Genomic DNA, 24,443 nt, shown 5'->3' on the forward strand with positions numbered 1-24,443 from the left:
GGAGCCGCCCCAAGGGCGCACGGGTGCGCGGATACTGAGGGGCATGACCGGACACGAGGGAGCGCCCGCCGCCGACCCCGAGGGCGCGACCGTCCTCGTCGTCGAGGACGAGCCGAGCATCGCTGACGTCCTGGCCATCGCCCTGCGCTACCACCGGTTCACGGTCATGACGGCGGGCACCGTCCGCGAGGCGCTCACCCTGGCCGAGCGCACCCGGCCCGACGCGGCGCTGCTCGACGTGATGCTGCCCGACGGCGACGGACGGGCGCTGGGCCGCGAACTGCGCGCGCGGCGACCCGATCTGGCGCTCGTCTTCCTCACCGCCCGCGACGCGCCCGCCGAGATCGTCGGCGCGCTCGGCTTCGGCGACGACTACATCACCAAGCCGTTCAACATCGACGAGGTGATCGCCCGGGTCACGGCCGTACTGCGCCGCACCCGCGCGGCCGACGTGCTGCCGCAGCGCCCGCCGCTGCGCTACGGCGACCTGGAGCTGGACGAGTCGACGTACCGCGTCCACCGCGCGGGCCGCACCGTCGAACTCACCCCCACCGAGTACGCGCTGCTGCGGTTCCTGGTCCGCAACGGCGGCCGGATCGTGCCCAAGGAGCAACTGCTGCGCCACGTCTGGCAGTACGAGCACGCGCCGTCCGAGTCGACCGTCGTGGAGACCTACATCAGCTATCTGCGGCGCAAGCTCGACGCCCTCGGAGCGCCCGTGATCACCACCCGGCGGGGCGTCGGATACGGGCTCGCGTGAGGCTCTGGCGCCCCCGGCACGGCATCCACTCGCTGCGCGGAGGGCTGACGCTGGCGAACGTGGGACTGCTGGCCCTCGGCATCGTCGTCGCCACCGCCGTGAGCCTGATGGGCATGCGGCACTACTTGGTCGACCAGGTCGACGCCGAGCTGGTCAAGACGCGCTCCTCGCTGGGCAGTTCGCGGCTCACCCTGCGGCAGATCGACTCGCTGGCCGCGCTCGCGATCGTGCGGGACCGGCTTCTGACGCCCACGGACGAGTCGCCGGAACCGGACACGATCTTCGCGCTGGCGGACCGCTCGGGCGTGGCCGTCAGCATGGGCGGCTTCGCCCCGACCCGCGGCCAGCGCGACCTCGCCGCCGCGGTCGACGACCCGGGCGGCCTCGCCGCCGACGCCGAACCGCACGACGTCACGGTGCGCGGCACTCCCTACCGGGCCACCGGGGTGCGGCTGGCCGACGGCTCGTACGTCCTGCTCGCCGCCTCGACCGACGGCCTGCACAAGGGCATCGAGAAGGCGCTCCGGCTCGACCTGGCCGTCGGCACCCTGCTCCTGGCGCTGCTCGCCGCGCTGACGATGATCAGCGTGAGCCGCCGGATGCGGCCGCTGGAGGCCATGGTGGAGACCTCGACCGCGATCGCCGAGGGCGACCTGACACGGCGCGTGCCCTCCAGCCACCACCCGACCCAGGAGGTCGAGCAGCTGCGGCTCGCCCTCAACTCCATGCTCCAGCAGGTCGAATCGGCCTACCGGACCCGTGAGCGCAGCGCGGCCCAGCTGCGCCGGTTCGTCGGCGACGCCTCGCACGAGCTGCGCACCCCGCTGTCGGCGATCCGCGGCTACCTCCAGCTCTACGAGCGGGGCATGCTGGTGAACCCGGACGAACGGGAGCGGGCCTGGACGCGGGTGAACGCGGAGGCCGACCGCATGGGCCGGCTGGTCGACGAACTCCTCACCCTGGCCCGCCTGGACCAGCGTCCCGAGCTGCGCTTCCGGAGCGTGGACCTGAGCGCCCTGGTGCGGGACGCGGCCGAGGATCTGCGGGCCCAGCAGCCGGACCGGCCGGTGACCGTGCACGCCGAGGGCACGATCCTGGTGCGGGCCGACGAGTCGGGGCTGCGGCAGGTCCTCGGCAACCTGGTGGGCAACGTACGGACCCACACGCCCGCCGATGTGCCGGTGCGGCTGGGCCTGGAGCGCGCGGACGGGGCGGTGCGCCTGTGCGTCGCGGACGAGGGGCCGGGGCTCGCGGAGGACGACGCGGCGCGCGTCTTCGACCGCTTCTTCCGGGCGGGCGGCGGAGCGGGCAGCGGCCTCGGGATGTCCATCGTGCAGGGCGTGGTGGCGGCCCACGGCGGCGAGGTGGCGGTGCGTACGGCACCGGGTGAGGGCCTCGCCGTGACGGTGACCCTGCCGTCCCGGCCGCACGACGCCTGCCCCGCGTAGGCCGTGTAGCCCGTGAGGGGCGGTAGCCCGCGAGGGGGCCCAGGGTCCGGGAGGCCGCTGGGGCCGGGGGGCCGCCCCCCCCTCTCCGGCCGGGAGGCCGGCTCAGGACCCCGACCGCATCCCCGCGCCCGATGGCCGGGCGCCGTCACGCGGCCCGTTCACGCCTGCTTCGACGCCAGCTCCACGACCGTGATGTCGGAAGGGGCGCCCACCCGGACCGGCGGTCCCCAGGCGCCCGCGCCGCGGGAGACGTAGAGCTGGGTGTCGCCGTACCGTTCCAGGCCCGCGACCGTGGGGTTGGCGAGTTCGGCGACGAAGTTGCCGGGCCAGAGCTGGCCACCGTGCGTGTGGCCGGAGAGCTGGAGGTCCACGCCGTGCTCGACGGCGTCGTGGATCTGCACCGGCTGGTGGGCGAGGAGCACGCACGCGCGTGCCGGGTCGCGGTCCCCGAGCGCCTTCGCGAAGTCCGGCCCCTGCCCCTCGCTCTCGCCCTGCACGTCGTTGACGCCCGCGAGGTCGAAGCCGGCCAGCTCCGTGCGCGCGTTCTCCAGTGGGTGCAGGCCCAGTTCACGCACCTCGCGGACCCACTGCTCGGCTCCGGAGAAGTACTCGTGGTTGCCGGTGACGAAGTAGGCGCCGTGGCGTGCGCGGAGGCGGGCCAGGGGCGCCGCGGCCGGACCGAGGTCCTTGACGCTGCCGTCGACCAGGTCGCCCACGACGGCGATGAGGTCGGGCTGCGTCGCGTTGATCGTGTCGACGACCCGGGCGCAGAAGTCCCGGCCGAGGACGGGCCCGAGGTGGATGTCGCTGACCACCGCGATCCGGAACCCGTGCGCGGCGCGCGGCAGCTTGGCCAGCGGGACGGTGACGCGCTTGACGGCGGGCCCGCGCAGGACGCCGTACGTCCCGTAGCCCACGGTCCCCGCGGCGACGGCCGCCGCCGCACCGCCCACCACACGCGAGACGAACAGCCGCCGCGAAGGACCGTCCGCGGAAGGGTCTTTCGCGCCCGCGCCCGCGCCCGAGGACGCCTGCGCGCCGGTGTCCCCCGGGGCCGGCTCCGCCCCGCCGGGGCGGGGAAGGGCGCCGCGGCGGGACCCGGGTCCTCCGACGGCCGCCGGCTCGGCCGGCGCGGTGGTCTCGGCGTCGGCCGGGGCGTCCGGGTCCGCCTCCGCGGCGGGCCGGTCGTCGCCGGGGCGCGGACCGCCGCCCGTACCGGCGGACGCCCGCCGCGCGACCGCCCTGCGCAGCAGCGGGCGGACGAACTCGCCCGCGACCAGTGCCAGCAGGAGGTACATCGACAGGGCCATCCACAGGAACCCCGGCCAGGCCAGGACCCGCTGGAGCGGGAACGGCGCCCCGCCCCGCTCGGCGGCCAGACCGGCGAACATCAGCACCGGTCCGGCCACGAACACCACCGTGCCGGCGCGCCGGGCGGGACCGGGCCCGCGGGTGGTGTCCCGGACCAGCCGGCGCCACGCGTACCAGTGCAGCGCGCCGAACGCGGCCAGCACGGCCGCCCCGATCAGCACGAAGACGATGACCATGACGCCGTACCCCCCGCAGTTCCCTCGGTCATGACGATCCGACGCATCCGGCGGCCCGGCCCGCGGGCCCTATGCCGTCCGGCGCAATGCGCGCAGACCGCGCAACCCGATGCCCCCGACGATCGTCCCCAAGACAAAGGAGACGACGGCCAGAGTCAGGTGCACCCAGAAGTACGCCGTCGGGTCGCCGTCGTCGAAGGCGAGCCCGCTGCCGTCCTCGGCGAGATTTTTGACGAAAGTGATCCAGATGACCCAGCTCCACACCCCGAAGGCGAGCAGGAACCAGGACACGGGGCGGCTGAGCTTCATGCGTTCAGTATCGTCGCCGCCGAACGGACACCGCGGCCGGGGTGGGGAGGGCGGCGGGACTTCCCGCGCGCGGCCCTGTACTTTCTCGTCCGTGCCCGCCTCGAAACAGACCGCCAGGCATCGTCTGCCGGTCGCTTCCGCCGCCCTGCTGTCGCTCTCGCTGTCCCTCTCCCTCGCGGCGCCCGCCTTCGCCGACGCGACACCGACGGCGACACCGGCCCCCTCCCCGTCGGCGAGGCCCTCGGACCCGCCCCCGGCCGACATGTCGACCGTGGGCGGCGCCCGCCTCGGCCGGCCGGGGACGCAGGTGGACCTGGGCAGCGGCGCCCCGGTGCTGCCCAAGGACGTGACCGCCCGCTCCTGGATCGTCGCCGACGCCGAGTCCGGCGAGGTGCTGGCCGCGCACAACGCGCACTGGAAGCTGCCCCCGGCGAGCACCCTGAAGATGCTCTTCGCGGACACCGTGCTGCCGAGGTTCCCCAAGACCGAGAAGCACAAGGTGCAGAGCTCCGACCTGGCCGGGATCGGTTCGGGTTCCAGCATGGTCGGGATAAAGGAGGGCGAGACGTACTCGGTCCACGACCTGTGGCTCGGCGTCTTCCTGCGCTCCGGCAACGACGCGGTGCACGTCCTGTCCGCGATGAACGGCGGCGTGGAGCGGACCGTGCAGGACATGCAGGCGCACGCCGAGGAGCTGAAGGCCCTCGACACCCACGTGGTGAGCCCCGACGGCTACGACGAGCAGGGCCAGGTGTCGTCGGCGTACGACCTGACGCTGATCGCCCGCTCGGGACTGCAGAAGGCGGACTTCCGGGAGTACTGCTCGACGGTGCGGGCGTCGTTCCCCGGCGCGACGACGAAGAACAAGAAGGGCAAGACCTCCCGCCCGTCCTTCGAGATCCAGAACACCAACCGGCTGCTGTCCGGCGACAGCGATGTCACCCCGTACCAGGGCATCGCCGGGGTGAAGAACGGCAACACGAGCAACGCGGGCGCCACCTTCACGGGCGTCGCCGAACGCGACGGCAGGGTGCTGCTCGTCACCGTCCTGAACCCCGAGAAGGACGAGCACAACGAGGTCTACAAGGAGACCGCCCGCCTCTTCGACTGGGGCTTCAAGGCCGCGGGCAAGGTCACGCCGGTGGGGATGCTGGTGGTGCCCGAGGGCGCCGAGGCGACGGCGCAGCCGGGGTCGAACGCGTCCGCCTCCCCGGACGGCGCCGCCTCCGCGAAGCCGGTGGCCGCCTCGTCCGCGGGCAGGGGCGGTTCGAGCGGCATCGCCACCGCCCTGGCCGTCACGGGCGGAATGCTGGTGCTGCTCGCCGCGGGGGTGTTCGTGGTCAACCGCCGGTGGCCGCTGCCGGATCTGGTACGCCGCCGGACGCGCCGCTGACCGGCCGGTCCGCCTCCCGGCTCGGTTCCGCCGTCCACGCGGCGCAGAACAGCACGAGTTTCGCGGTGAAGTTGATCCACAGCAGCAGCGCGACGGGCACGCCGAAGGCGCCGTACATGCTCTTCGAGGCGACGCCCTGGATGTAGCCGCTGAGCAGCAGCTTGAGCAGTTCGAAGCCGACGGCGCCGGTCAGCGCGGCCACCAGCAGCCGGCGCCGGGTCGGTTCGACGCCGGGCAGCAGGGTCAGGACGTACAGCAGGAGCAGGAAGTCGGCGAGGACCGCGACGACGAACGCGGCGACGTGCAGCAGGACGCTTCCCCAGCCGCCCTTGTCGAGGCCCAGCCGGTCGGCGGTCCAGCCGACCAGGGCCGAGGCGACGGTCGACGCGGCGAGGGTGACGAGGACGGCGCCGCCGAGGCCGAGGAGCACTCCGCCGTCCTTGAGCTTGCGCAGGAACGGGTTCTCGTCGGTGTCGTCCAGCTCCCACACGGCCCGCAGGCACTCCCGCACGGAGCCGACCCAGCCGATGCCGGTGAACAGGAGGACCGCGCCGGCGATGAGCCCGACCGTGCCGGCGTTCGCCACCAGGCCGGCGATGTCGAGCTGGTCGGAGATGCCGGGGAACTGCTCGGCGATCTTGTCCTGGATCTCCTTCTGCTGTTCGGGGCTGAGCGTGGCCGCGCCGATCGCGGCGGAGACGGTGAGCAGGGGGAAGAGGGCCACGAAGCTGATGAAGGTCATCGCCGCCGCGAGGCGGGTCCACTTCACCCGGTCGAGGCGCTCGTACGACCGCCACGCGTGCGTCCGGCTCAGCCGCTCGACGAGCGGGCCGATCCCCGGGAGCTTCTTCAGCCAGTCCATGATCCGACTCTGCCCCGCTCCTGGCGGAACACCCATGTCCGGGTGCCCCAGAACCGCAGCACCGTGGCCAGCGCCATGCCGACGCCCGCGCCGGAGACGGTGTCCGCGCGCTGCGAGGTGAGCCCGAGGCCGTAGTGGCTGACGGCGATGCAGAGCAGCTGGACGAGGGCGCCCGCGACGTTCACCGCGAAGAAGACGGCGTACCGGCGCAGGCCCCGGGCCCCCGTGTGCCGGTAGGTGCCGAGCGCGTTGCCCGCGTACGCCACCGAGCAGCCGGCCACGAAGGAGAGGGCCTTGGCGGTGAGCGGGTCGAGGCCGGCGGGTCCGCGCAGCCAGACGAAGAGGCCGAGGTCGGCCGCGTAGGCGAGGAGGCCGACGGCGGCGAAGCCGAGCAGCTCCCGCAGGAAGGCGCGCCTCCCGGGGCTCCCCCGGTCCGGCGCGGATGCCTCCGCGTCGCGCGCCGGTGCCGTGCCGGGGGCCGGTGTTGTGCCGGGGGCCGGTGCCGTGGGCTGTCCGGTGACGCTCACCAGTTCGCGACGGCGAGGCCGTACATGGCCAGCCACACCAGGCCGATGAGGGCGAGCGCGCGGTCGCGCAGGACCACGTCCTCCGGTTCGCCCGCGGTGCCCCGGTCGGCGAAGACGGCGTACCGCAGGATCGCGAGGATGAAGGCGACCATCGACAGCTGGCGCCAGGGCAGCACGCTGGTGCTGGCGACGCCGCCCTCCTCCAGGGCCCACAGGCAGTAGCCGAGGACGGCGACACCGGCGGCCAGCTGCCAGACGAAGCGCAGGTAGCCGGTGGTGTACTCGGTGAGCAGCGCGCGGGTGGCGCCGGCCTTGCCGGCCATCTGCACGGCCTCGGAGTAGCGCTTGGCGGACACCATGAACAGCGCTCCGAACCCCGTGGTGATCAGGAACCAGCGCGAGAGCGGGATGCCGAGGGCCAGCCCGCCGATCATCGCGCGCATCAGGAACCCGGTGGTGACGACGGCGAGGTCGACGACCAGGACGTGCTTGAGGCTGACGCAGTACGCCAGCTGCATGCCGAGGTAGGCGGTGAGCAGGGCCGAGACGAGCGGCGAGCACAGCCAGGCGGCGAGGACCGGGGCGAGGACGGCGAGCACCCCGCCGACGGCGTACGCGAGCGGGACCGGGACCTGTCCGGCGGCGACCGGGCGGTGGCGTTTGACGGGGTGCGCCCGGTCGGCGGCCGCGTCCCGGGCGTCGTTGACCAGGTAGACGGCGGCGGCGCTCGCGGTGAACAGCGCGAAGACGAGCGCGATCTGGACGAGGGCGTGGCGCGAGAACAGCTCGCCCGCCGCGGCCGGCGCGGCCACGACCAGGACGTTCTTCACCCACTGGCGGGGGCGTGCGGTCCGCAGCAGGCCGACGGCGGCACCGCCGCGTGCGACGGCCGGCGGGGCGGGGCTCGGGGCCGGCAGTACCGCCGTGCGCTCGGTCATCGGCCCGCCCCCATCCAGCGGGCGCCGAGCCGGGCGGTCAGCGCGCCCAGCGCCGCGCCGGCGGCGACGTCGGAGGGGTAGTGGACGCCGACGACCAGCCGGGAGAGGCACATGGCCGCGGCGAGCGGGGGGACCAGGTGGGCGCCGAGCGCTCCGTAGGCGACCGCGGCGGCCGCCGCCGACGTGGCGTGCGAGCTGGGGAAGGAGTGCCGGCCCGCGGTGCGGACCAGGGGCTCGACGTGTCCGGGGCGCGGGCGCCGCACCAGCCGTTTCACTCCCATGCTGGTCAGGTGCGCGGTGGCGGTCAGCGCGGTGCCGCGCAGCCAGGCGCCGCGCCGCTCCCGGTCGGCGGCCGCCCCCGCGAGTCCCGCCGCGAGCCACAGCGCGCCGTGCTCACCGGCCCAGGACAGAGCGCGCGCGGCGGCGGCCACGCGCGGATCGGTCCCGCAGCGGTGGATTGCCGACAGCAGCCGACGGTCCATGTCGTCGATCCGACGGTCCATGTCGTCAAGGTCGTCCATGTGATCTCACTCTTCTAGGGAGTGGCCCCGGAATTACGGCAATCTAGGACGACATCCCATTAATCACCCATTTCGGTGAGGACCCGTCAGGGCCGCACCGATTCCGCCGGTATGCACCCATTCCGGCGATACGGTCACGGGCATGCCTTCCGACACCGTCTCCGTCACGGGTTGGGGCCGCACCGCCCCGACCGCCGCCCGCCTGGTCCGCCCGCGCAGCTACGAGGAGGCGGTCACCGCCGTCCGGGAGTGCGGGGCGCGCGGAGGGATCGCCCGGGGACTCGGGCGGGCGTACGGGGACGCCGCGCAGAACGCGGGCGGCGCCGTCCTCGACATGACGGGACTTGACCGGGTGCACGCCATCGACGCCACCCCCGTCACGGCCGACGGTTCGGCGGGCGGGACCGTCCTCTGCGACGCCGGAGTGAGCCTGCACCGGCTGATGCAGGTGCTGCTCCCGCTGGGCTGGTTCGTGCCCGTCTCGCCCGGCACCCGCTACGTCACGGTCGGCGGCGCGATCGGCGCGGACATCCACGGCAAGAACCACCACGTGTCGGGCTCCTTCTCCCGCCACGTCGTCTCCTTCGAACTGCTCACCGCCGACGGCGAGATCCGCACGGTCACCCGCGGCACGCCCCTCTTCGACGCCACCACCGGCGGCATGGGCCTGACGGGCGTGGTCCTCACGGCGGCCGTCCGCCTCCAGCCCGTCGAGACCTCGCTGATGTCGGTCGACACCGAACGCGCGGACGACCTCGACGACCTGATGGCCCGGCTCACCGCCACCGACCACCGCTACCGGTACTCGGTCGCCTGGATCGACCTGCTCGCCCGGGGTGCCGCCATGGGGCGCTCGGTGCTGACCCGCGGCGACCACGCGCCGCTCGACGCCCTGCCCGGCCGGACGCGCAGGCACCCGCTGGAGTTCCGCCCCGGCCGCCTCCCCGCCGCCCCGTCCTTCGTGCCCGAGGGACTCCTCGGCCGGACGACGGTGGGCCTCTTCAACGAGCTCTGGTACCGCAGGGCGCCCCGCTCGCGCACCGGTGAACTGCAGCGGATCTCCACCTTCTTCCACCCGCTCGACGGGGTCCCGCACTGGAACCGGATCTACGGGCGCGGCGGCTTCGTCCAGTACCAGTTCGTCGTCGGGTACGGGAAGGAGGAGGCCCTGCGCCGGATCGTGCGGCGCATCTCCGATCGCCGGTGCCCGTCCTTCCTCGCCGTGCTGAAGCGGTTCGGGGAGGGCGACCCGGGCTGGCTGTCCTTCCCGCTGCCGGGCTGGACCCTCGCCCTGGACATCCCCGCGAACCTGCCCGGCCTCGGCGCCTTCCTCGACGAGCTGGACGAGGAGGTGGCCGCGGCCGACGGACGCGTCTACCTCGCCAAGGACTCCCGCCTGCGGCCGGAGCTGCTGGACGGGATGTACCCGCGGCTGGCGGACTTCCGGGCGCTGCGCGCGGAGCTGGACCCGCGCGGTGTCTTCACCTCCGACCTGTCCCGCCGGCTCGGTCTGTGAGGCGGGCGTTCCCCCGGGAACGCCCCCGCCGCCCGCGCCCCCGAAGAGTGCTGTCCCATCGGCTCGCCCCCTGGAGTTTTTTCATGAAGGACGCCTTCGGCATCCCGCAGTCCCTGCTGATCCTCGGCGGCACGTCGGAGATCGCGCTGGCCACCGCGCGCCGGCTGATCACCCGCCGTACCCGCACGGTGTGGCTCGCCGCCCGCCCCTCCCCCGCGCTCGACAGGGCCGCGTCCCACCTGAAGGCGCTGGGCGCGGACGTCCGTACGGTCGCCTTCGACGCGCTCGACCCCGACTCCCACGAGACGGTGCTCGGCAAGGTCTTCGCCGAGGGCGACATCGACATGGTGCTGCTCGCCTTCGGCGTCCTGGGCAACCAGGCGCGCGACGAGAACGAGCCCGCCGCCGCCGTGCGGGTCGCGCAGACCAACTACACGGGCGCGGTCTCCGCCGGGCTGGTGAGTGCCCGGGCCCTGCAGACCCAGGGCCACGGCTCGCTGGTGGTGCTCTCCTCGGTCGCCGGTGAGCGCGCCCGGCGCTCCAACTTCATCTACGGCTCCAGCAAGGCCGGCCTGGACGCCTTCGCGCAGGGCCTCGGCGACGCGCTGTACGGCACGGGCGTGCACGTGATGGTCGTACGCCCCGGGTTCGTGCGGACGCGGATGACGGCCGGTATGACCGAGGCGCCGCTGGCGACCACGCCCGAGGCGGTCGCGCTGGCCGTCGAGACGGGACTGCGGCGGCGCTCCGAGACCGTGTGGGTGCCGGGTGCGCTGCGGCTGGTGATGGCGGCGCTGCGGCACGTGCCGCGCTCGGTGTTCCGGCGGCTGCCCGTCTGACGGCGACGGGACGGACCCGCGCCCCGGCCGCCGTCGCGGGCCGCCAGGACCGCCGGGCACGGTCGCCGCGTGTTCGCGGCGTCCTCGTCCGGCGGGTGCGGTCAGGGGCCCGGGGTGACCAACCGCACGGCGGGCCGGGCTCCGGTCCACCGCCGTCGTGGGCGGGCCGCGGGCGCGGACGTGGTCCCGGGGCGGCGCCCGTCGCCGGCGTCAGCGCGCCGGCAGCGTCGTGTCCCGCTCCGCGGGCGCGCCCCCCTGCGGGGGCACCACCGCTCCGCCGAACAGGAAGTCGCGCAGCCTGCGCCACACGCCGTCGGCGCCCTGCTCGTACAGCGCGAAGCCGGTGCAGGGCCACTGGGCCTCGTACCCGGACAGCTCCTCGTAGGCCCGGTCCATCGCCGCGTCCTCGATGCCGTGCGCCACGGTGACGTGCGGGTGGTACGGGAACTGGAGCTCGCGGGCCACGGGGCCGGAGGCGTCCCTGACCTGCTTCTGGAGCCAGCCGCAGGCCTCGGCGCCGTCGACCACACGGACGAAGACGACCGGCGACAGCGGCCGGAACGTGCCCGTGCCCGCCAGCCGCATCAGGAAGGGCCGTCCGGCGGCCGCCACCTCGGCGAGGTGCGTCTCGATCGCCGGCAGCGCCGAGGCGTCCACCTCGGTCGGCGGCAGCAGCGTGACGTGCGTGGGGATGCCACAAGCCGCGGGGTCGCCGAAGCCCGCGCGCCGCTCCTGGAGCAGGCTGCCGTGAGGCTCCGGGACCGCGATCGACACACCGATCGTTACGGTCCCCACGTCGTCTCCTGTCGTCGGTCGGGCCGGTCGCCCGGTCGTCCTTCGCGTCCCTTGGGCAGGGGGCGTCCACTGCGTCAGCTATCGACTGTACGGCGGCGCGGCCCGGTACCGGATGCCGTACGGAACCCGTACGGTCCGCCGGGCGCGGCGCTCAGTGCTTGGCCGGCAGGAAACCGACCCGGTCGTACGCCTGGGAGAGCGTCTCCGCGGCGACGGCGCGGGCCTTCTCGGCGCCCTTGGCCAGGACCGAGTCGAGCGTCTCCGGGTCGTCCAGGTACTGCTGGGTGCGCTCCCGGAACGGCGTCACGAAGTCGACCATGACCTCGGCCAGGTCCGTCTTGAGCGCACCGTAGCCCTTGCCGGCGTACTTCTGCTCCAGATCGGCGACACCGGCTCCGGTGAGCGTGGAGTAGATGGTCAGCAGGTTGCTGACGCCCGGCTTCTGCTCCCGGTCGTACCTGATGACCGTGTCCGTGTCGGTGACCGCGCTCTTGACCTTCTTGGCGGTCGCCTTCGGCTCGTCCAGCAGGTTGATGAGGCCCTTCGGCGTGGACGCCGACTTGCTCATCTTGATCGACGGGTCCTGGAGGTCGAAGATCTTCGCCGTCTCCTTCAGGATGTACGGCTTCGGGACCGTGAACGTCTCGCCGAAGCGCCCGTTGAAGCGCTCGGCCAGGTCGCGCGTCAGCTCGATGTGCTGGCGCTGGTCCTCGCCCACCGGGACCTCGTTGGCCTGGTACAGCAGGATGTCCGCGACCTGGAGGACCGGGTACGTGAAGAGGCCGACGGAGGCGCGGTCGGCGCCCTGCCGGGCGGACTTGTCCTTGAACTGCGTCATGCGGCTCGCCTCGCCGAAGCCCGTGAGGCAGTTCATGACCCAGGCGAGCTGCGCGTGCTCGGGGACGTGGCTCTGGACGAAGAGCGTGCAGCGGTCCGGGTCGAGCCCGGCGGCGAGCAGCTGGGCGGCGGCGAGCCGGGTGTTGGCGCGCAGGGCCGCGGGATCCTGCGGAACGGTGATCGCGTGCAGGTCGACGACCATGTAGAACGCGTCGTGGGACTCCTGCAGGGCCACCCACTGGCGGACGGCGCCGAGGTAGTTGCCGAGGTGGAACGAGCCTGCGGTGGGCTGGATCCCGGAGAGCACACGCGGACGACGCTGCATGGCGGAGCCATCCCCCTGAGGGCGGTGGTGGGTGACGGGCGGGCGGTCAGAGGCCATGTTCACCATTCTCTCAGGTACCCGGACCCGGTCCGGAACTGGCCGGGAACAGACGGGAACCGGTCAGGGCCGGACAGTGCGGCGGAGCGGCGGGGGCGCCGCGCCGCATCCCGGCCGGTACGGACATCGCGGGCGGGGTCGGGGGTCCCGGTACCCGTCGGGCCGGACGGCCGCCGGTGAGACGAGGAACACAGAGCGGGCGGCGGCGGGCCGGGGGCCGTCCGGTGGCGGACGTGAGGCGTGACACGCGGGCCGCGGGGCGGAAGAGTGCGGGGACCGAGGAGGGGGTGGGCGCATGCGGGCCACGGGTCGACGGTCACGGACGCGGGCGGGGGCGCGGGCGGGGGCGCGGGCGGGGCTGGTGTTCCTCGCGGCGGCGCTGGTCGTCCTGTCCGGCGCGGGCGGGGCGGGCGCCGAAGGGGCCGGGCCCGGCAGGAGCGCGCCGGACCGGGCGCTGGTCATCGCCGGGGACACCGGGCGGACCGTCACGCTGCGTTCCGGCGAGCGGCGGTTCGCCCGGCTGTGGCAGCTGCTGGAGCCGGCGTACACGGGCACGGAGCGGGTGCCGGCCGCCTGGACGGAGGGCGACTTCCCGCGAGTGCGGGCCACCGTCGTCTGGGGGATGTCCGGCGTCGGGGGCTGGCCGCAGACCGACCGCTCGCCGGGCGGTGACGTCGCCGTCCGGCGGGCTGACCAGCTCTTCCTCGCGGCGGACGGCACGCCCTGGGTGCGTTCGGACCCGGCGCCCGACGTGCCGGACGACGACATCCGCTGGCACCGCGTGCCCCGGTCGCTCTACGAGGGCCTGGACGAGGACCTGTTCGGGCCGCTGGGCGACGCGCCGGACGCGGCGGCGGCCGGACCCCGGGAACAGGTCCGGTGGGCGCTGTGGGGGCTCGGAGCGGGCCTCGTCCTCGGCTGCGGCGGCACCGTCCTGCTGCGGGCCGCGGCGGCCCGGCGCGGGGCCGGACCGCCGCGGGAACCACGACAGGAGCTGATCGACCGGTGAGCCCGGCGGCGGACCGCCCGGCCGGTGACCGGGCGGCCGTGGACGGCCGGTGTCAGCCGAGGTCGATCTCCGGGTACAGCGGGAAGCCGGCCAGCAGGTCGGTGGCCCGGTGGGCGATCTCGTCGGCGATCTTCGGGTCGAGGACGTGCTGCGCCTTGGACGGGGCGCCCTTGGCGGTGGTGCCCGGCTCGGCGGCGGTGAGGACGCGGTCGATGAGACCGGCGATCTCGTCCATCTCGGCCGTGCCGAGACCGCGGGTGGTCAGGGCGGGCGTCCCGATGCGGATGCCGGAGGTGTACCAGGCGCCGTTCGGGTCGGCGGGGATGGCGTTGCGGTTGGTGACGATGCCCGAGTCGAGCAGCGCGGTCTCCGCCTGACGGCCGGTCAGCCCGTACGAGGACGCCACGTCGATCAGGTTCAGGTGGTTGTCGGTGCCGCCGGTGACCAGCGTGGCGCCGCGGCGCGTCAGGCCCTCGGCGAGGGCGCGGGCGTTGTCGACGACGGCGCGCGCGTAGTCGCGGAACTCGGGGCGGCGCGCCTCGGCGAGCGCGACGGCCTTGGCGGCCATGACGTGCGGGAGCGGGCCGCCGAGGACCATCGGGCAGCCGCGGTCGACCTGGTCCTTGAGGGAGTCGTCGCACAGGACCATGCCGCCGCGCGGGCCGCGCAGCGACTTGTGCGTGGTGGTGGTGACGATCTGGGCGTGCGGGACCGGGTCGAAGTCGCCGGTGAGGACCTTGCCGGCGACCAGGCCCGCGAAGTGCGCCATGTCGACCATCAGGGTCGCGCCGACCTCGTCGGCGATCTCCCGCATGAGACGGAAGTTCACCAGGCGGGGGTACGCCGAGTAGCCGGCGACGATGATCAGCGGCTTGAACTCGCGGGCGGAGACCCGCAGGGCCTCGTAGTCGATGAGCCCGGTGGCGGGGTCGGTGCCGTAGGAGCGCTGGTCGAACATCTTGCCGGAGATGTTCGGGCGGAAGCCGTGGGTGAGGTGACCGCCCGCGTCCAGGGACATGCCGAGCATGCGCTGGTTGCCGAAGGCCTGGCGCAGCTCGGCCCAGTCGGCGTCGGAGAGGTCGTTGACGTTGCGGACGCCGGCCTTCGCGAGGGCCGGGGCCTCCACGCGGTCGGCGAGGACGGCCCAGAAGGCGACGAGGTTGGCGTCGATGCCGGAGTGCGGCTGGGCGTAGGCGTGGCGGGCGCCGAAGAGTTCGCGGGCGTGCTCGGCGGCGAGGGCCTCGACGGTGTCGACGTTGCGGCAGCCGGCGTAGAAGCGGCGGCCGACGGTGCCCTCGGCGTACTTGTCGCTGAACCAGTTGCCCATGGCCAGCAGGGTGGCCGGGGAGGCGTAGTTCTCGGAGGCGATCAGCTTGAGCATCTCGCGCTGGTCGGCGACCTCCTGGCCGATGGCGTCGGCGACCCGGGGCTCGACGGCCCGGATCACGTCGAGGGCGCTGCGGAAAGCGGTGGACTCGGTGGAGAGGGGCTCTGGCATGACGGCCTCCGGTCGTGGCGTTCGATCACGGTTCGGCCCAGGCGCTCGGCACTCGGTGCCCCTGTCCTTCCGCGCGACCCTCCGGTCCCCTCGGCCTGTCCGGCCCGGGGCCCGGGGCGGTCCCCGGCAGTCCACGGCACGGGCCGCTCCCCGATGGTCGGTCCCATCCCAGCGCGCCAGTCACGGCCCGCCGTCAGCCTACCGGGCGCGCCGGATCACGGGGTTCCCCGGTCCACCATGCGAGCGACGATAGGAAGGAGCCCACAGCCCCGCCCCCGGCCGGCTCCGCCCGCCGCCTGTCCCCGCCTCCGTCCACCCACCTCCCCCGGCTCCCCCGCCCCGCCCGGCCCTTTCGCCGGGAGAAACGGAGATCACGTGACCGCTGGAAAGACCTCGCAGACGCTCATCGCCTCGGCCGAGGCGCACAGCGCGCACACCTACCACCCGCTGCCGGTCGTCGTGGCGACGGCGGACGGCGCCTGGATGACGGACGTCGAGGGGCGCCGCTTCCTCGACCTGCTGGCCGGCTACTCGGCCCTGAACTTCGGGCACGGCAACCGCCGGCTGATCGACGCGGCCAGGGCGCAGGTGGAGCGGGTGACGCTGACCTCGCGGGCGTTCCACCACGACCGGTTCGCCGCGTTCTGCGCGGAGCTGGCCGAACTGTGCGGCATGGAGCTGGTGCTGCCGATGAACACGGGCGCGGAGGCGGTGGAGACCGCGGTGAAGACGGCCCGCAAGTGGGGCTACCGCGTGAAGGGCGTTCCGGACGGGCGGGCCAGGATCGTGGTGGCGGCCGGCAACTTCCACGGGCGGACGACCACCATCGTCAGTTTCTCCACGGACGAGGAGGCCCGCGCGGACTTCGGGCCGTACACGCCGGGCTTCGACGTGGTGCCGTACGGGGATCTCGCGGCGCTGCGGGCGGCGGTCACCGAGGACACGGTCGCCGTGCTGCTGGAGCCGATCCAGGGCGAGGCGGGGGTACTGGTGCCGCCGGCGGGCTACCTGCGGGGGGTGCGGGAACTGACCCGGGAGCGCAACGTGCTGTTCGTCGCGGACGAGATCCAGTCGGGGCTCGGGCGCACCGGGCGGACCTTCGCCTGCGAGCACGAGGGTGTCGTGCCCGACGTGTACGTGCTGGGCAAGGCGCTGGGCGGCGGGGTCGTCCCCGTGTCTGCGGTGGTGTCGAGCGCCGAGGTGCTCGGCGTGTTCCGGCCCGGCGAGCACGGGTCGACGTTCGGCGGGAACCCGCTGGCGTGCGCGGTCGCGCTGGAGGTGATCGCGATGCTCAGGTCGGGCGAGTACCAGCGGCGGGCGGCGGAGCTGGGGGACCGTCTCCACCGCGAGCTGGGCCGGCTGGCGGACACCGGCCGGGTGACGGCGGTGCGCGGGCGCGGCCTGTGGGCGGGGGTCGACATCGCCCCTCGGTACGGCACCGGCCGGGAAATCTCCGAGAAGCTGATGGACCGCGGGGTGCTGGTGAAGGACACCCACGGCGCGACGATCCGGATCGCCCCGCCCCTGGTGATCGGCGAGGAGGACCTGGACTGGGGACTCGCCCAACTGCGGGCCGTGCTGGGGCTGTAGGGCCCCCCGTCCGGATGGGCCGGCCGTCGTGGGGTCGTGACCGGGTGCCGCTACGGCAGGGCCCGGCACAGGGCGTCCAGCGCTCCCGCCCAGGCGTGGTCCGGGGGTGTGCCGTAGCCGACGACGAGCGCGTCCAGGGGGTCGGTCACGGCGTCGGGGTGGCGGTGTCGGGACAGGCCGTGGAGGGCGAGGCCGTGCCAGGCCGCCGCGCGGACCGTCGCCTGCTCGGTGCCGGGCGGCAGCCGGACGACCGCGTGCAGGCCCGCCGCGATGCCGGTGGGGCGTGCCTCGGGGGCGCGGGCAGCCAGCGCGGCGACCAGGGCGTCGCGCCGCCGCCGGTAGCGCTGGCGCGCCGCGCGGACGTGGCGGTCGTACGCGCCCGAGGTGATGAACTCCGCGAGGGTCAGCTGGTCCAGCACCCCCGAGGACCAGCCGCCGCCGTCCGTCGCCGCGGTGACCTCGGCGGCCAGCGAGGGGGGCAGCACCAGCCAGCCGAGGCGCAGTCCGGGGGCGAGGGACTTGCTGGCGGTGCCCATGTACACGACCTGGTCGGGGCCGAGGCCCTGGAGCGCGCCCACCGGCTGGCGGTCGTAGCGGAACTCGCCGTCGTAGTCGTCCTCCAGGATCAGGCCGCCGGTGCGGCGGGCCCAGTCCACGACCGCGGCCCGCCGGTCGGGGTGGAGCGGCACCCCCATCGGGAACTGGTGGGCGGGCGTCATCAGCACCGCCCGGGTGCCCGCCAGGTCGTCCGGACGGGTGCCGAGGCCGTCGAAGGGCAGGGGCACGGTGCGCAGGCCCGAGCGGTGCAGCAGGTCCCAGTGCACGTCGAGCCCGTAGGACTCCACGGCGAGGGTGCGCAGGCCCCGCCGCCGCAGTATCGCGCCGAGCAGGGTCAGGCCGCCCAGGAAGCCGGCGCAGATCAGGATGCGGTCCGGGTCGGCGCGTACGCCCCGGGCCCGGGAGAGGTAGCCGGCGAGCGCGGTGCGCAGTTCGGGCCGGCCGCGGGGGTCGCCGTAGCCGAGGGCACCGGACGGCGCGGCGGACAGGGCGCGGCGCGCGGCCCTGAGCCACTCCGCGCGCGGGAAGGAGGCGAGGTCGGGGGTGCCGGGGACGAGGTCGTAGGCGGGGCGGCCCTGCCGGCGGCCGGCGGGGGGAGGGTCCGGGGCCGGCTGCGGGACCGTCCGCTCGGCCACGCGGGTGCCGGAGCCCTGGCGTGCGGTGAGCCAGCCCTCGGCGACGAGGTCCCCGTAGGCGTCGGCGACCGTGTTGCGGGCGATGCCGAGGTCGGCGGCGAGGGTGCGGGAGGAGGGCAGGCGGGTGCCCGGGGCGAGCCGGCCGCCGCGGACCGCGTCGCGCAGGGCGTCGGTCAGCCCCCGGCGCAGGCCGGGGCCGGCCGGTTCGAGGTGCAGGTCCACGCCGAGCGAGGCGCTCCGCGCGGCACCCGGCCCGCGCTCGTCCCCGCCGTCGGCGCCGGGGGAAGTGGCCCAGTGTTCCGCCATGGAAATGGACCATACTCCTGGGCTACTCCGCTCGTAGGGTCGAGGGCATGACGACGAACGACGACGACACGACGACCCCCGAGTACGCCCCCGAGGAGGGCCCCCGGCTGGACTGGACGAGGCTGGCGCCCGACGTGTACAAGGCCATGGTCAAGCTGGACGTGGCGGCCCGGCGCGGACTGGACCCCGTGCTCCTCGAACTGGTGAAGGTCCGCGCGTCCCAGCTGAACCACTGCGCGTTCTGCCTGGACATGCACTCCAAGGACGCGCTGGCCGCGGGCGAGAGCGTGGAGCGCCTCCTCCAGCTGAGCGCCTGGCGGGAGTCGCGGCACTTCTACACGGAGAAGGAGCTGGCGGCGATCGAGCTGACCGAGGCGGTGACCGTCCTGACGGACGGCTTCGTGCCGGACGAGGTCTACGCGACGGCCGCCAAGCACTTCGAGGAGGCCGAACTGGCGCAGCTGGTCGCCGCGATCACGGTGATCAACGCCTGGAACCGGTTCGGGGTGACCTGCCGGCTCGTGCCCGGCCACTACGAGGCGGGGCAGCACAAGTAAGCGGCCGGTCCCGGATGTCAGGACGGGAGCCAGGCCCGCCACGTCGACTCGTGCGAGCGGACCCACTTCTCCGCCGCCTCCTGGGGCGACAGCTTCTCGTTGGCGATCATCAGGGAGACCTCGTTCTGGTCCTCGGTCGTCCACCGGAAGTTCTTCAGGAACCGCGCCGCCTTGCCGCCCTTCTTCGCGAAGTCCGCGTTGAGGTACTTCTGCAGCGGGGTGTGCGGGTAGGCGCAGGCGACCTTCTCCGGGTCGGCGTCGCAGCCCTCCTTGTAGGCGGGCAGCTTCACCTCCGTCATGGGCACCTTCTCGAAGAGCCACTGGGGCGAGTACCAGTAGGTGAGGAAGGGCTTCTTCTCCTTGGCGAACTGCTTGATCTGGGTGATCTGCGCGGCCTCGGACCCGGCGAAGACGACCTGGTAGTCGAGCTTCAGGTTCTTCACCAGCGCCTTGTCGTTGGTGACGTAGGACGGGGAGCCGTCGAGCAGCTGGCCCTTGCCGCCGCTCTCCGCGGTGCGCAGCCGGCCCGCGTACTTGTCGAGGTTCCGCCAGTCCTTGACGTCCGGGTGCCGTTCGGCGAAGTAGGTGGGGACGTACCAGCCGATGTGCCCGGTGACGCCGAGCTTCCCGCCGCGGGTGATCGTCTTCTTGTCCTCGACGTACCGCTGCTCCTGCTCGGGGTGGCCCCAGTCCTCCAGGATCGCGTCGACGCGGCCCTGGCTGAGCGCGTCCCAGGCGGGCACCTCGTCGACCTGGACGGTGTCGACGCGGTAGCCCAGCTCGTGTTCGAGGAGGTACTGCGCGACGGCCTCGTTCGACTGCGCGCCCACCCAGGACTGCACGGACAGGGTCACCGTCTTCGCACCCCGCGCGTTGGCGAACGGCGAGCCCTGCTTCGTCATGTCGGCGGCGCCGCAGCCGGTGGCCAGCGCCAGCACCGTCAGCGCTGCGGTCATACGTGTCTTCGTCAGCGTGCGGGACATGTCACGCTCCCTTCTCGGTGCGGCGCCGGGTCGGCTGGGTCACCCGGTCGAGCATCAGGCCGAGGCAGACGATCGCCGCGCCGGCGACCAGTCCGGTGGCCAGGTCGCCCTGGGCGAGGCCGAACACGACGTCGTAGCCGAGCGCGCCGCCGCCGACCAGGCCGCCGATGATGACGACGGCGAGGACCAGGACGACGCCCTGATTGACGGCGAGCAGCAGGGCCGGGCGGGCCAGCGGGAGCTGCACTTGGCGCAGCTGCTGTCCGCCGGTGGCGCCGAGCGAGCGCGCGGCCTCCAGCGCGGCCGGGTCGACCGAGCGCAGCCCCTGCGTGGTGATGCGGACGACGGCGGGCAGCGCGTAGACGACGGCCGCCGCCACGGCGGGCGCCCGGCCGATGCCGAACAGCGCCACCACCGGGATCAGGTACACGAACTGCGGCATCGTCTGGAAGACGTCGAGGACCGGGCGCAGCACCCGCTCGACGCGTTCGCTGCGGGCCGCCGCGACGCCGGTGGCGAAGCCGACGACCAGGGTCACGGCGACGGCCGCGAGGACCTGCGAGAGCGTGTCCAGGGACGGCTTCCAGACGCCGAGGACACCGATCGCGGCCATCGCGAGGACGGCGGTGAGCGCGGTGCGCCAGGTGCCGATCAGCCAGGCGAGGGCGGCGACGAGCAGCAGCACCGCCCACCAGGGCAGCCACTGGAGGCCGTCCCGGAGCGGGTCGAGGACCCAGGTCGTGAAGTGGCCGGCCCAGTCCGCGGTGCCGCCGACGTAGGGGACGCCCGAGTAGAGGTGGTCGGTCATCCAGCCGACGGCGCGGTTCACCGGCTCGGCGATGGGCACGGTCCAGGCGTCGGGCCACTCCATGCGGCCCGCGAGCCGTCCGGCGACCGCCACGGCGACGGCCCCGGCGAGCGGGTACGCCCAGTGCGGGCCCTTCGCCTCGCCGTCCGCGCCGAGCCGCTCGCCCGCCGCGCCGGTGACCCGGTCCAGGACGACGGCGAGCAGCACGATCGGGATTCCGGCCGCGAGGGCGGCGCCCACGTCGACGGAGGCGAGGGCCTGGTAGACGCGGTCGCCGAGACCGCCGGCACCGATCACGGAGGCGATGACCGCCATGGACAGCGCCATCATGATCGTCTGGTTGAGGCCGAGGAGGAGTTCCTTGCGGGCCAGCGGCAGGCGGGCGGTGAGCAGCCGCTGGCGGGCCGTGGCGCCGAGCGAGGCGACGGCTTCCATCACGCCGGTGTCGGCGTCGCGCAGGCCGAGCGCGGTGAGCCGGGCCATGGGCGGGGCGGCGTACACGACCGTGGCGAGGACGGCCGCGGGGACGCCGATGCCGAAGACGAGGACGACCGGCAGCAGGTACGCGAAGGCGGGCAGCACCTGCATGGTGTCGAGGACCGGGCGCAGCGCCCGGAACGTGCGGTCGGACAGGCCCGCCGCGAGGCCGAGCAGCAGGCCCAGGGCGACGGAGGCGACGACGGCCACCACCATGAGCGCCAGGGTCTGCATGGTCGGCACCCACATGCCGAGCAGCCCGCAGGCGAGGAACGCGGCGGCCGTGCCGAGCGCGAGCCGCACCCCGGCGGCCCGCCAGGCGACGGCGGCGGCGACCGCGGTCACACCGGCCCAGCCCGCGGCGAGGAGCAGCAGGTAGACGCCGCGCACGCAGAGCACGACGGCGTTGCTGACGTGGCCGAAGAAGTACAGGAACAGCGGGTGGCTGTCGCGGTTGTCGACGATCCAGTCGCTGGTCCTGCCGAGCGGTCCGGTGAGGTCCACGGTCAGCGCGTGCGGCCAGGAGCCGCTGGAGAAGCGGGCGTCGAGCAGCGGGGCGGCGACGGCGGCGATCACGGCGAGCAGCAGCAGCTTGGAGGCGGCCCGGTGGCGCAGGAGGTTCCTGGCCCGGTCCGCCGGGCCCGTACGGCCGACGGGCGCGGTGGCGGTGGCCATCAGACCGTCCCCTCGCCGTCGCCGTCGCCGTCGCCGGCGCCGGCGCGGTCCGTGCCGGCCACCACCCCGAGCAGTGCCTCCGAGTCGACGACCCCGACGCACCGGCCGTCGTCCACCACGCGCGCCGGGCAGCCGGAGCGCGCGACGGCCTCGATGGCCTCGGAGACCGTCGCCCCGGGGGCCACGGCCGGGCCGCGCCCCGCCTCGGCGGCGGACGCGGCGCGCATCGCCGACCGTACGGTCATGACCTGCTCACGCGGCACGTCGCGGACGAACTCGCGGACGTAGTCGTCGGCGGGCGAGCCCACGATCTCCTCGGGGGTGCCGAGCTGGACGATCCGCCCGTCGCGCATCAGGGCGATGCGGTCGCCGAGCCGCAGCGCCTCGTTCAGGTCGTGGGTGATGAAGACCATCGTGCGGCCCTCCTCGCGGTGCAGGCGGATGACCTCCTCCTGCATGTCGCGCCGGATCAGCGGGTCGAGCGCGCTGAACGGCTCGTCGAACAGCAGGACCTCGGGGTCGACGGCGAGCGCCCTGGCGAGTCCGACGCGCTGCTGCTGGCCGCCGGAGAGCTGTCCGGGCCTGCGCTGCTCCATGCCTTCGAGGCCGACCTTGGCGACGACCTCGGCGGCCCGCTCGCGGCGCTCGGCACGGCCGACGCCCTGGATCTCCAGGCCGTAGGCGACGTTGTCGAGGACGGAGCGGTGCGGCAGCAGGCCGAAGTGCTGGAAGACCATCGCGGCGCGGCGGCGGCGCAGTTCGCGCAGTCGCCCGCGGTCCATGGCGAGCACGTCCTCGCCGTCGATGGCCAGTTCACCGGAGGTCGGCTCGATGAGCCGGGTCAGGCACCGCACCAGCGTGGACTTGCCGGAGCCGGACAGGCCCATGACGACGAAGACCTCGCCCTTGTGAACGTCGAAGCCGACGTCGCGGACGGCGGCGGTGCAGCCGGTGCGGGCGCGCAGGTCGGCGGCGGACAGCGCGGCGAGCCCGGGATCGGCGGGCACGCGCTCGGCCTTGGGGCCGAAGACCTTCCACAGGTTGCGCACGGAGAACACGGGGGACGCGTCCGCCGGTGTCCCGGGGGTCTGCGGGGTTTCCAGGATCGCGGTCATCGGGCCTCGCCTCCGAGCAGATCGGCACACTTCTCGCCCACCATGAGGACCCCGACCATGGGGTTCACGGCGGGCATGGTCGGGAAGACGGACGCGTCGGCGATCCGGATGCCGTCGAGTCCGCGGACACGCAACTGCGGGTCGACCACGGCGAGTTCGTCCTCCGGGTCGCCCATCCGGCAGGTGCCGGCGGGGTGGTACACGGTGTGCGCGACCTGGCGCGCGTACGCGCTGAGCTCCTCGTCGCCGGTGACGTCGGGCCCGGGGCACACCTCGCGCCTGAGCCAGCCGGCCAGCGGCTCGGCCTTCGCGATCTCCCGCGCGATCCTGATGCCGTCGACGAGCGTGCGGCCGTCGTAGTCGTCCTCGTCGGTGAAGTAGCGGAAGTCCAGGGCGGGCTTCTCGGCCGGGTCGGCGCTCGTCAGGTGGAGCCGTCCGCGGCTGTGCGGCTTGGGGATGTTCGGGGTCATCGAGACGCCGTGCTCGGGGCGTTCGTAGCCGAGGCGCTCCGGGTTGTCCGTGAACGGGATCTGGTAGAAGTGGAACATCAGGTCGGGGCCCGGCCGTTGGGGGTCCCGGCGCACGAACAGGCCCGCGTCGGAGTCCATCGCGGAGTTCTCGGGGATGGGTCCCTCGGTCTCCCAGACGATCACGGACTCGGGGTGGTCGAGCAGGTTCTCGCCGACACCGGGCAGGTCGTGCGCGACGGGTATGCCGAGCCGCTCCAGGTCCTGCCGGGGACCGATGCCGGAGTGCAGCAGCAGCCGCGGCGAGTCCACGGCGCCCGCGCACAGCAGCACCTCGTTCCTGGCCCGTACGAGGGTCTCGGTGCCGTCCTTGCCGCGGACGTGCACCCCGGTGGCGCGGTTGCCCTCCAGCTCCAGCCGGTACGCCCACGTCTCCAGCAGGATCGTCAGGTTGGGCCGCTCGTCCATGACGGGGTGCAGGTACGCCACGGAGGCGCTGGAGCGCTTGTTGGTCTCGGGGTGGTAGGCGAGGTCGAAGAAGCCGACGCCCTCGGTGAACGGCTCCTTGTTGAAGCCCTCCACGCGCGGTACGCCGAGCGCGGCCTGGGCGGCGTCGACGAAGTCGCGGGCGATGGCGTTCCGGTCCTTCTCGTCGACCGCCACGATGTTGTTCAGGAGCCGCTCGTAGTACGGCTCCATCGGCGCCGCGCCCCAGCCCTTCGCGCCCGCCGTCTCCCACTCGTCCCAGTCGGACGGCAGCGGCTTGAAGGCGATGAGCGTGTTGTGGGACGAGCAGCCGCCGAGCACCCGGGCGCGGCTGTGCCGGATGTGCGAGTTGCCGCGCGGCTGCTCGGTGGTCGGGTAGTCGTAGTCCAGCTCCCCGCCGAGCAGGCCCATCCAGCGGCGCAGGGTGAGGACGTCCTCGCGGTCGACGTCGCTGGGGCCGCCCTCGATGACGGCGACGGTGACGTCCGCGTTCTCGGTCAGGCGGGACGCGATGACGGAGCCCGCGGTGCCGCCGCCGATGACGACGTAGTCGTACGTGTTCTCGTGCTCGGACATGAAGGGGGATGCTCCTCTGGCGTGCAAGG

22 protein-coding genes are annotated in these 24,443 nt (G+C 74.0%); 8 read left to right on the forward strand and 14 right to left on the reverse strand.

Features of this window, described 5'->3' with window-relative positions; translation table 11 throughout:
- The first annotated feature begins 43 nt into the window (after positions 1-43).
- Together ACWGIS_RS03305 and ACWGIS_RS03310 are read left to right on the forward strand one after the other, a co-directional pair.
- Complete coding sequence (locus ACWGIS_RS03305; RefSeq protein WP_453360723.1) at positions 44-760, forward strand: response regulator transcription factor; 717 nt, start codon at positions 44-46, stop codon at positions 758-760.
- Positions 757-2,208, forward strand: a complete 1,452-nt coding sequence (locus ACWGIS_RS03310; RefSeq protein ID WP_453360724.1) for an ATP-binding protein — start codon at positions 757-759, stop codon at positions 2,206-2,208. Before ACWGIS_RS03305 ends, ACWGIS_RS03310 begins: the two co-directional genes overlap by 4 nt.
- Before the next feature lie 158 nt (positions 2,209-2,366).
- Here ACWGIS_RS03310 and ACWGIS_RS03315 read toward each other — a convergent pair whose 3' ends face one another.
- Both ACWGIS_RS03315 and ACWGIS_RS03320 read right to left on the reverse strand, forming a co-directional pair.
- Entirely contained in the window at positions 2,367-3,755 is a 1,389-nt protein-coding gene (locus ACWGIS_RS03315) for a metallophosphoesterase (RefSeq protein WP_453360725.1), read from the reverse strand.
- 69 nt (positions 3,756-3,824) lie between these two features.
- On the reverse strand, positions 3,825-4,064 hold the full coding sequence (locus ACWGIS_RS03320; protein ID WP_453360726.1) for an SCO4848 family membrane protein: 240 nt from the start codon (positions 4,062-4,064) through the stop codon (positions 3,825-3,827).
- Between the two features lie 91 nt (positions 4,065-4,155).
- Here ACWGIS_RS03320 and ACWGIS_RS03325 point away from each other — a divergent pair, with 91 nt between their 5' ends.
- A complete protein-coding gene (locus ACWGIS_RS03325; RefSeq protein WP_453360727.1) occupies positions 4,156-5,457 on the forward strand; it encodes a D-alanyl-D-alanine carboxypeptidase family protein in 1,302 nt (433 codons plus the stop codon).
- Here ACWGIS_RS03325 and ACWGIS_RS03330 read toward each other — a convergent pair.
- The 4 genes from ACWGIS_RS03330 to ACWGIS_RS03345 all read right to left on the reverse strand — a co-directional run bounded on the left by ACWGIS_RS03330 (position 5,405) and on the right by ACWGIS_RS03345 (position 8,305).
- Complete coding sequence (locus ACWGIS_RS03330; RefSeq protein ID WP_453360728.1) at positions 5,405-6,319, reverse strand: YihY/virulence factor BrkB family protein; 915 nt, start codon at positions 6,317-6,319, stop codon at positions 5,405-5,407. The genes ACWGIS_RS03325 and ACWGIS_RS03330 overlap by 53 nt on opposite strands.
- Positions 6,307-6,723 (reverse strand): GtrA family protein, encoded by a 417-nt coding sequence (locus ACWGIS_RS03335; protein ID WP_453360892.1) that lies wholly within the window; start codon positions 6,721-6,723, stop codon positions 6,307-6,309. The genes ACWGIS_RS03330 and ACWGIS_RS03335 overlap by 13 nt, the downstream gene beginning before the upstream one ends.
- A gap of 119 nt (positions 6,724-6,842) precedes the next feature.
- The gene (locus ACWGIS_RS03340) at positions 6,843-7,784 is read right to left on the reverse strand and encodes a decaprenyl-phosphate phosphoribosyltransferase (RefSeq protein ID WP_453360729.1); all 942 of its coding nucleotides are present in this window, start codon (positions 7,782-7,784) and stop codon (positions 6,843-6,845) included.
- Positions 7,781-8,305 (reverse strand): phosphatase PAP2 family protein, encoded by a 525-nt coding sequence (locus ACWGIS_RS03345; RefSeq protein WP_453360730.1) that lies wholly within the window; start codon positions 8,303-8,305, stop codon positions 7,781-7,783. The genes ACWGIS_RS03340 and ACWGIS_RS03345 overlap by 4 nt, the downstream gene beginning before the upstream one ends.
- A gap of 142 nt (positions 8,306-8,447) precedes the next feature.
- Between ACWGIS_RS03345 and ACWGIS_RS03350 the strand changes: the two genes are divergently transcribed.
- Positions 8,448-9,821: an FAD-binding protein gene (locus ACWGIS_RS03350; RefSeq protein WP_453360731.1), complete on the forward strand. Its 1,374-nt coding sequence runs from the start codon at positions 8,448-8,450 to the stop codon at positions 9,819-9,821.
- 83 nt (positions 9,822-9,904) lie between these two features.
- On the forward strand, positions 9,905-10,660 hold the full coding sequence (locus ACWGIS_RS03355; RefSeq protein WP_453360732.1) for a decaprenylphospho-beta-D-erythro-pentofuranosid-2-ulose 2-reductase: 756 nt from the start codon (positions 9,905-9,907) through the stop codon (positions 10,658-10,660).
- Positions 10,661-10,870: 210 nt separating this feature from the next.
- On the opposite strand, the gene ACWGIS_RS03360 is transcribed toward ACWGIS_RS03355, so the two are convergent.
- Together ACWGIS_RS03360 and trpS are read right to left on the reverse strand one after the other, a co-directional pair.
- Positions 10,871-11,455, reverse strand: coding sequence for a 2'-5' RNA ligase family protein (locus tag ACWGIS_RS03360; RefSeq protein WP_453360733.1), 585 nt, complete (start codon positions 11,453-11,455; stop codon positions 10,871-10,873).
- 151 nt (positions 11,456-11,606) lie between these two features.
- Complete coding sequence (gene trpS, locus ACWGIS_RS03365; RefSeq protein WP_453360734.1) at positions 11,607-12,617, reverse strand: tryptophan--tRNA ligase; 1,011 nt, start codon at positions 12,615-12,617, stop codon at positions 11,607-11,609.
- A 352-nt stretch (positions 12,618-12,969) separates the two neighbouring features.
- Between trpS and ACWGIS_RS03370 the strand changes: the two genes are divergently transcribed.
- A complete protein-coding gene (locus ACWGIS_RS03370; RefSeq protein ID WP_453360735.1) occupies positions 12,970-13,683 on the forward strand; it encodes a hypothetical protein in 714 nt (237 codons plus the stop codon).
- 52 nt (positions 13,684-13,735) lie between these two features.
- On the opposite strand, the gene ACWGIS_RS03375 is transcribed toward ACWGIS_RS03370, so the two are convergent.
- Entirely contained in the window at positions 13,736-15,181 is a 1,446-nt protein-coding gene (locus ACWGIS_RS03375; protein WP_453360736.1) for a glycine hydroxymethyltransferase, read from the reverse strand.
- Between the two features lie 375 nt (positions 15,182-15,556).
- Between ACWGIS_RS03375 and rocD the strand changes: the two genes are divergently transcribed.
- Positions 15,557-16,771 (forward strand): ornithine--oxo-acid transaminase, encoded by a 1,215-nt coding sequence (rocD, locus tag ACWGIS_RS03380; RefSeq protein ID WP_453360737.1) that lies wholly within the window; start codon positions 15,557-15,559, stop codon positions 16,769-16,771.
- 50 nt (positions 16,772-16,821) lie between these two features.
- On the opposite strand, the gene pdxR is transcribed toward rocD, so the two are convergent.
- On the reverse strand, positions 16,822-18,270 hold the full coding sequence (gene pdxR, locus ACWGIS_RS03385) for a MocR-like pyridoxine biosynthesis transcription factor PdxR (protein ID WP_453360738.1): 1,449 nt from the start codon (positions 18,268-18,270) through the stop codon (positions 16,822-16,824).
- A 47-nt stretch (positions 18,271-18,317) separates the two neighbouring features.
- On the opposite strand from pdxR, the gene ACWGIS_RS03390 reads away from it, so the two are divergent.
- Entirely contained in the window at positions 18,318-18,827 is a 510-nt protein-coding gene (locus ACWGIS_RS03390) for a carboxymuconolactone decarboxylase family protein (protein WP_453360739.1), read from the forward strand.
- Between the two features lie 17 nt (positions 18,828-18,844).
- Here the strand turns inward: ACWGIS_RS03390 and ACWGIS_RS03395 are convergent, their stop codons facing one another.
- Genes ACWGIS_RS03395 through ACWGIS_RS03410 form a run of 4 tightly spaced genes read right to left on the reverse strand, consistent with a single transcriptional unit; the run spans position 18,845 to position 24,414 of the window.
- Positions 18,845-19,810 (reverse strand): ABC transporter substrate-binding protein, encoded by a 966-nt coding sequence (locus tag ACWGIS_RS03395; RefSeq protein WP_453360740.1) that lies wholly within the window; start codon positions 19,808-19,810, stop codon positions 18,845-18,847.
- A 1-nt stretch (position 19,811) separates the two neighbouring features.
- Entirely contained in the window at positions 19,812-21,770 is a 1,959-nt protein-coding gene (locus ACWGIS_RS03400) for an ABC transporter permease (RefSeq protein ID WP_453360741.1), read from the reverse strand.
- Positions 21,770-22,885, reverse strand: a complete 1,116-nt coding sequence (locus ACWGIS_RS03405) for a quaternary amine ABC transporter ATP-binding protein (protein WP_453360742.1) — start codon at positions 22,883-22,885, stop codon at positions 21,770-21,772. Before ACWGIS_RS03405 ends, ACWGIS_RS03400 begins: the two co-directional genes overlap by 1 nt.
- The gene (locus tag ACWGIS_RS03410; protein WP_453360743.1) at positions 22,882-24,414 is read right to left on the reverse strand and encodes a GMC family oxidoreductase; all 1,533 of its coding nucleotides are present in this window, start codon (positions 24,412-24,414) and stop codon (positions 22,882-22,884) included. Before ACWGIS_RS03410 ends, ACWGIS_RS03405 begins: the two co-directional genes overlap by 4 nt.
- Positions 24,415-24,443 lie beyond the last annotated feature (29 nt).

Source organism: Streptomyces sp. NPDC054842, from assembly GCF_053611025.1.

What these genes read in the sequence shown, in the direction of transcription:
- ACWGIS_RS03350 (WP_453360731.1), top strand. Translation starts at nt 8,448, where the DNA reads ATGCCTTCCGACACCGTCTCCGTCACGGGTTGGGGCCGCACCGCCCCG.
- ACWGIS_RS03400 (WP_453360741.1), bottom strand. Translation starts at nt 21,770, where the DNA reads ATGGCCACCGCCACCGCGCCCGTCGGCCGTACGGGCCCGGCGGACCGG.
- ACWGIS_RS03305 (WP_453360723.1), top strand. Translation starts at nt 44, where the DNA reads ATGACCGGACACGAGGGAGCGCCCGCCGCCGACCCCGAGGGCGCGACC.
- ACWGIS_RS03320 (WP_453360726.1), bottom strand. Translation starts at nt 4,064, where the DNA reads ATGAAGCTCAGCCGCCCCGTGTCCTGGTTCCTGCTCGCCTTCGGGGTG.
- ACWGIS_RS03375 (WP_453360736.1), bottom strand. Translation starts at nt 15,181, where the DNA reads ATGCCAGAGCCCCTCTCCACCGAGTCCACCGCTTTCCGCAGCGCCCTC.
- ACWGIS_RS03410 (WP_453360743.1), bottom strand. Translation starts at nt 24,414, where the DNA reads ATGTCCGAGCACGAGAACACGTACGACTACGTCGTCATCGGCGGCGGC.
- ACWGIS_RS03395 (WP_453360740.1), bottom strand. Translation starts at nt 19,810, where the DNA reads ATGTCCCGCACGCTGACGAAGACACGTATGACCGCAGCGCTGACGGTG.
- ACWGIS_RS03330 (WP_453360728.1), bottom strand. Translation starts at nt 6,319, where the DNA reads ATGGACTGGCTGAAGAAGCTCCCGGGGATCGGCCCGCTCGTCGAGCGG.
- ACWGIS_RS03340 (WP_453360729.1), bottom strand. Translation starts at nt 7,784, where the DNA reads ATGACCGAGCGCACGGCGGTACTGCCGGCCCCGAGCCCCGCCCCGCCG.
- ACWGIS_RS03370 (WP_453360735.1), top strand. Translation starts at nt 12,970, where the DNA reads ATGCGGGCCACGGGTCGACGGTCACGGACGCGGGCGGGGGCGCGGGCG.
- ACWGIS_RS03355 (WP_453360732.1), top strand. Translation starts at nt 9,905, where the DNA reads ATGAAGGACGCCTTCGGCATCCCGCAGTCCCTGCTGATCCTCGGCGGC.
- pdxR (WP_453360738.1), bottom strand. Translation starts at nt 18,270, where the DNA reads ATGGCGGAACACTGGGCCACTTCCCCCGGCGCCGACGGCGGGGACGAG.
- trpS (WP_453360734.1), bottom strand. Translation starts at nt 12,617, where the DNA reads ATGCAGCGTCGTCCGCGTGTGCTCTCCGGGATCCAGCCCACCGCAGGC.
- ACWGIS_RS03315 (WP_453360725.1), bottom strand. Translation starts at nt 3,755, where the DNA reads ATGGTCATCGTCTTCGTGCTGATCGGGGCGGCCGTGCTGGCCGCGTTC.
- ACWGIS_RS03390 (WP_453360739.1), top strand. Translation starts at nt 18,318, where the DNA reads ATGACGACGAACGACGACGACACGACGACCCCCGAGTACGCCCCCGAG.
- ACWGIS_RS03405 (WP_453360742.1), bottom strand. Translation starts at nt 22,885, where the DNA reads ATGACCGCGATCCTGGAAACCCCGCAGACCCCCGGGACACCGGCGGAC.
- ACWGIS_RS03345 (WP_453360730.1), bottom strand. Translation starts at nt 8,305, where the DNA reads ATGGACGACCTTGACGACATGGACCGTCGGATCGACGACATGGACCGT.